The 5,050-nt window shown below is 72.3% G+C and carries 4 protein-coding genes and 1 pseudogene; all 5 read right to left on the bottom strand.

Translation table 11 applies throughout. From position 1 onward, the window contains the following. Positions 1-217 (bottom strand): annotated as a pseudogene (locus AOJ26_RS36100) (glycosyl transferase); the annotation flags it as partial. Then, on the bottom strand, positions 217-1,749 hold the full coding sequence (locus tag AOJ26_RS36095) for a bifunctional glycosyltransferase family 2/GtrA family protein (protein WP_053852581.1): 1,533 nt from the start codon (positions 1,747-1,749) through the stop codon (positions 217-219). The pseudogene AOJ26_RS36100 and the gene AOJ26_RS36095, both read right to left, overlap by 1 nt. Before the next feature lie 14 nt (positions 1,750-1,763). Next, on the bottom strand, positions 1,764-3,401 hold the full coding sequence (locus AOJ26_RS36090; protein ID WP_179200287.1) for a sensor histidine kinase: 1,638 nt from the start codon (positions 3,399-3,401) through the stop codon (positions 1,764-1,766). Beyond that, positions 3,398-4,138: a response regulator transcription factor gene (locus tag AOJ26_RS36085; protein WP_037711888.1), complete on the bottom strand. Its 741-nt coding sequence runs from the start codon at positions 4,136-4,138 to the stop codon at positions 3,398-3,400. Before AOJ26_RS36085 ends, AOJ26_RS36090 begins: the two co-directional genes overlap by 4 nt. Before the next feature lie 167 nt (positions 4,139-4,305). Beyond that, the coding region (locus AOJ26_RS36080; protein ID WP_107092866.1) for a DUF2797 domain-containing protein at positions 4,306-5,050 on the bottom strand (745 nt) is incomplete at its 5' end.

Genomic DNA, 5,050 nt, shown 5'->3' with positions numbered 1-5,050 from the left:
TGTACAGGTAGAGCAGGAGGGGCGCGGCCAGCAGGCCTAGGAAGGCCGGGCGCACCCAGCGGGGGTCCTCGGGGCGGCCGCGCCACAGTCTGCGGACGAAGGGCTGCCGGGGTTCAGCGGACCCGGGGGCCGGGGCGGGGTCCGGCGCCCCGGGGGCCGTCGCCGTCGGAGCCCGCCCGGAACCCTGCTGGGCCGGACGGTCGGTCTGCGTGGTCATCAGGACTTCCTCGGTTCGGTGTCGGTCGGGCGCACCGGCTGCAACCGCACGGTGGCGTCCCTCCAGGAGCGCTGCTCCGCGGTCTCCGCGGCTTCACCGGCGCGGAACTCGGTCGTGTCGTACGGGGACGCCGGGGTGTAGGGGGACTCCGGGGTGTACGGCGTCCCCGCGTACTGGTTCGCCGTCGTGCGCCGGGGCAGCGGTGCGTACGGCTGCTGCGGGAACTGCTGGGTCGTGCAGGCCGGGGAGGACGGGGTGTGGGCCGCGACGACGGTGGACCGGGGCCGGTCGTCACCGCGGTCGGGGAAGACCCAGGCCCGGAAGAGCAGGAACCGCAGCACGGTCGCCGCGAGGTTGGCGGCGATCAGCACCGCCAGCTCGGTGGAGTGCGCGGGATCGCTGCTGGCCGCGTCGAGGGCGGCGAGGGAGCCGCTGGTCAGCGCGAGGCCGATGCCGAAGACGACCAGGCCCTGCGCCTGGTGCCGGACGGCACCGCCGCGCCCGCGCACCCCGAAGGTCAGCCGCCGGTTGGCGGCGGTGTTGGCGACCGCGGAGACCAGCAGGGCCAGCGCGTTGGCGACCTGGGAGCCGCCGAACTGCCGGAAGGCGCTGTAGAGGACGAGGTAGAAGAGGGTCGACAGACCGCCGACGACACAGAACCCGACGAGCTGGCGGGCCAGCCCCTTCGGCACGTCCTGGATCTCCCGGTCGCGCGGATCGTCGCCGAAGGGCCGGGTGATGCGGTCCAGCGGCAGCGATCCGCTCGCCAGCGCCCTGCCCACCCGCCACACGCCCTTGAGGTCCTCGGTCGCCGTCCTGACGATGTGGACGCTGGAGTCCGGGTCGTCGACCCAGTCGACGGGCACCTCGTGGATCCGCAGTCCCGCGCGCTCGGCGATGACCAGCATCTCGGTGTCGAAGAACCAGCCGGTGTCCTCGACGAGCGGCAGCAGGACCTGCGCCACCTCACGCCGGATGGCCTTGAACCCGCACTGGGCGTCGGAGAAGCGGGCCTGGAGGGAGCCGCGCAGGACGAGGTTGTAGGCGCGGCTGATGAACTCGCGCTTGGGGCCGCGCACCACCCGGGAGCTGCGGGCGAGCCGGGAGCCGATCGCCAGGTCGGAGTGGCCCGAGATCAGCGGGGCCACCAGGGGCAGCAGGGCGTTGAGGTCGGTGGACAGGTCCACGTCCATGTAGGCGAGGACCGGGGCGTCCGAGGCGGACCAGACGGTCCGCAGGGCCCGGCCGCGGCCCTTCTGCTCCAGCCGGAAGGCCCTGACCTCCGCGATCTCCGTCTCCAGCGTCCGCGCCACCAGGGCAGTGGTGTCCGTCGACGCGTTGTCCGCGATGGTGATGCGGAACGCGTACGGGAAGGTGCGCTTGAGGTGCTCGTGCAGTCTCAGCACACACGGCTGGAGGTCCTTCTCCTCGTTGTAGACGGGGATCACTACGTCCAGGACAGGCGTACCGGCGTCGCCGGCCGGGAGGTGCTCCCGCGCCGGCAGGGTGCCGGGAGAAGAGTCGGTTCGCATGTGAACGACTCTGGTCAAGCCCCCTGTTGCACCCATATGGCGGCGCTGTGCTGTGCCTGTGAGTGCGATTGCCAGTTCGTTTCGGGCGCCGGACGCGGGGTCGCGGGACCGACGGCGGGCAGGTGCATGGTGAAGACGGTCCGCCCGGGCACGCTGTCGACGGTCACGGCACCGCCGTGCGCGGTCGCGACGGCCTGCACGATGGCGAGGCCGAGACCGGTGGAGCCGGAGGCTCGGGAGCGCGAGGAGTCACCGCGCGCGAACCGTTCGAAGACGTGCGGGAGCAGCTCGGCCGGGATGCCCTGGCCGTTGTCCTCGACGTCCACGCACATCCACGGTCCGCGGCGCTGCACGCGTGCGGTGACCGTCGTACCCGGCGGGGTGTGCTTGCGGGCGTTGCCGAGCAGGTTGATGAGCACCTGCTGGAGACGGGCCGCGTCGCCGGCGACGAGGGCGGGTTCGTCGGGCAGGTCCAGGCGCCAGTTGTGGTCCATGCCGGCCGCGCGGGCGTCGCTGATGGTGTCCACGACGAGCGGGACGAGGTCGGTCTGCTCGAACTGGAGCGGCCGCCCGGCGTCCAGGCGCGCGAGCAGCAGCAGGTCCTCCACGAGCAGGGTCATCCGGCCCGCCTCGGACTCGATACGGCCGAGGGCATGCCGGGTGTCGGGGCCGACCTGTTCCCTGCCGCGCCGGGTGAGCTCGGCGTACCCGCGGATGGAGGCCAGCGGTGTTCTGAGCTCATGGCTGGCGTCGGCGACGAACTGCCGTACCCGCATCTCGCTCTGCTGCCGTGCGTGCAGGGCGCCGTGGACGTGGTCCAGCATCCGGTTCAGCGCGGAGCCGACCTGGCCGACCTCGGTGTGCGGGTCGCACTCCGACTCGGGCACCCGCTCGCTCAGGTTGACCTCACCGGTGTGGAGGGGCAGTTCGGAGACCCGGGTGGCGGTGTTGGCGACCTTGCGCAGGGGGCGGGTGGCGAGCCCGACGAGGACGTAACCGGCGATCACGGCCGCGCCGAGGCCGGCGGCGGTGACGCTGACCTCGACGAGGATCAGGGTGTTGATGGTGTTGTTCACGCTGTCGGTGGGCAGCGCCACGTAGTAGCCGGTGCCGTTTTCCCGGGACGTGACGTACATCACGAGGTACTCGCCGACACCGGGGATGTCCACGACGTGCTTGCCGGTGGTGGGCACGTCGGCGAACACGGCCCGCTGGGCCGCGGTGAGTTCGCTGGCTTGCATCCGCTGACCGGTGTCACTCGACTCGCGGACCGCTACGACCGCCTTGGAGATGGTGCCGTTGGCGCCCACCTCGGCGGCCACGGTGTTCTCCTGCGTAGGGCCGTTGGTGACGAAGGCGTCGAGCTGGTCCTGGTCTTGGGTCCTGGCGGTGTCCTGTCCCTCGGTCTTCAGGGTGCCCTGGTCCGGCCTGCCGAACGGCGGCCCCGCCAGACGCTTCCCCGCGTCGAACACCTGGTCGCCCAGCTGGTCGTACAGATGTGACCGCAACGCCAGTGTCGTCACCGTGCCGATCACCGAGCAGACCACGGCGATCAGCACCACCGACGCGACGACGAGCCGCGTCCGCAGCGTGCGCGGCTTGCCTGCTCGCCCTGCCCGCTTCTGCGCCCGCGGCCGTCGTCGCCCGCTCATGACGCGGCGGGCTTGATCAGGTAACCGGCGCCGCGCCGGGTGTGGATCATCGGCTCCCGGCCCGCGTCGATCTTCCGGCGCAGGTAGGAGATGTAGAGCTCGACGACGTTGGCCTGGCCACCGAAGTCGTACGACCACACCCGGTCGAGGATCTGCGCCTTGCTCAGCACCCGCCGGGGATTGCGCATCAGGAACCGCAGGAGCTCGAACTCGGTCGCGGTGAGGTGGATGTTCTCCCCGGCCCGCGAGACCTCGTGGCTGTCCTCGTCGAGGGTGAGGTCGCCGACGACCAGCACGGAGTCGGAGCGGCGGTCGGCCGCCCCGGAGCGGCGGATGAGTCCGCGCAGCCGGGCCACGACCTCCTCGAGGCTGAACGGCTTGGTGACGTAGTCGTCGCCGCCGGCGGTGAGCCCCGCGATACGGTCCTCGACCGCGTCCTTCGCCGTCAGGAACAGCACGGGCACGTCCGGCAGTTCGCGCCGCAGCCGGCCCAGGACGGTGAGGCCGTCCATGTCCGGGAGCATCATGTCCAGGACGACGGCGTCGGGCCGGAACTCCCGCGCGGTCTGGACGGCACCCGTGCCGTCCCCCGCGCTGCGGATCTGCCAGCCCTCGTAACGCAGGGCCATGGACAGCAGTTCGGTGATCGACAGCTCGTCGTCCACCACAAGCACTCGGACGGGGCTCCCGTCCGGCCTCAGCAGTTCGGTGCGCCCCTGGGGCGAGGTCGTGGTCATGGTGAACACCATGTCGGGGCCCCCTGAGAGCACCCTTTCGGCAGTCTGTGATTTTCCTGAGAAACGCACAGGCGGCTCTCAGGGAACGCCTGGGGAGTTGCTTGTCCGGCCGTGCCGACAAGCCGTCCGGGGAGCCCGCGAAGTCGACGGCTTCCCCCGTCGGCCCGTCAGAACAAACCGTCCTGCACCCCCGGCGCCTCCCTGAACTCCCGCACCGGCACGGTGATGTCCGCCCCGTCGGCCGGCACCAGCTCCCATCCGGTCATCAGCCGGGTGTCGAGCACGACGGCTCCCCCGTCCGCCGTCTCCAGGTGCAGGTCCGGTCCGGCGGCCGCGAGGAGCCGTCCCCCCACCGACCCGCCCGCGACGAGCCCGGTCACCTCGCCCACGGCGGTGGGCAGTCCGGCGAGGCCGAAGATCCCGACGTGGTCGACCGGTCGGTACGGCGCCCGCGTCAGGGACTCCGGCCAGCCGCCCAACGCCACCGCACGCGCGTGCAGTTCGGCGATCTCGGCGGCCCGCTCGGCGGCCGACCCCGGCAGGGTGGACCGTACGGCCCGCTTGGCGCCGTACGGAATGCGGTCCGGGACCGAGAGCGCCGCCCGCAGCAGTTCCTCGGTGCGCCGCGCGGCCATGAGCGGGCCGGTGCCGAGCCAGCTGAAACAGACGGCACCCTGCTCCCACAGGCGCGCCGGGCCCCGCTCGGACGCCGTGATGCCGACCTTGACCATGCCGGGCCCGAACCAGGCCAGATACACCCGGTACGGACGGGGATCGTCCGCGAGGGTGTCGGCCGCCACGGAGTGCGCCCGGTCCAGTCGCGCGCACTCCTCGCACCGCGCCCCCGTGCTCCGCCCCGACACCGCCGCCCGCGCCGGACACGCGTGCCCCCGAGCCCCCACACATGTCCGC

The organism is Streptomyces sp. NRRL B-24085 (assembly GCF_001282115.1).
In the GTDB taxonomy this organism is placed as follows: Bacteria; Actinomycetota; Actinomycetes; order Streptomycetales; family Streptomycetaceae; genus Streptomyces.
The sequence above is the reverse complement of the archived record's forward strand: the minus strand, read 5'-3'. Positions and strand labels throughout refer to the sequence as shown.

Excerpts from the sequence above, each read along its gene's own strand:
- AOJ26_RS36095 (WP_053852581.1), bottom strand. The coding sequence starts at position 1,749 with ATGCGAACCGACTCTTCTCCCGGCACCCTGCCGGCGCGGGAGCACCTC.
- AOJ26_RS36090 (WP_179200287.1), bottom strand. The coding sequence starts at position 3,401 with ATGAGCGGGCGACGACGGCCGCGGGCGCAGAAGCGGGCAGGGCGAGCA.
- AOJ26_RS36085 (WP_037711888.1), bottom strand. The coding sequence starts at position 4,138 with ATGACCACGACCTCGCCCCAGGGGCGCACCGAACTGCTGAGGCCGGAC.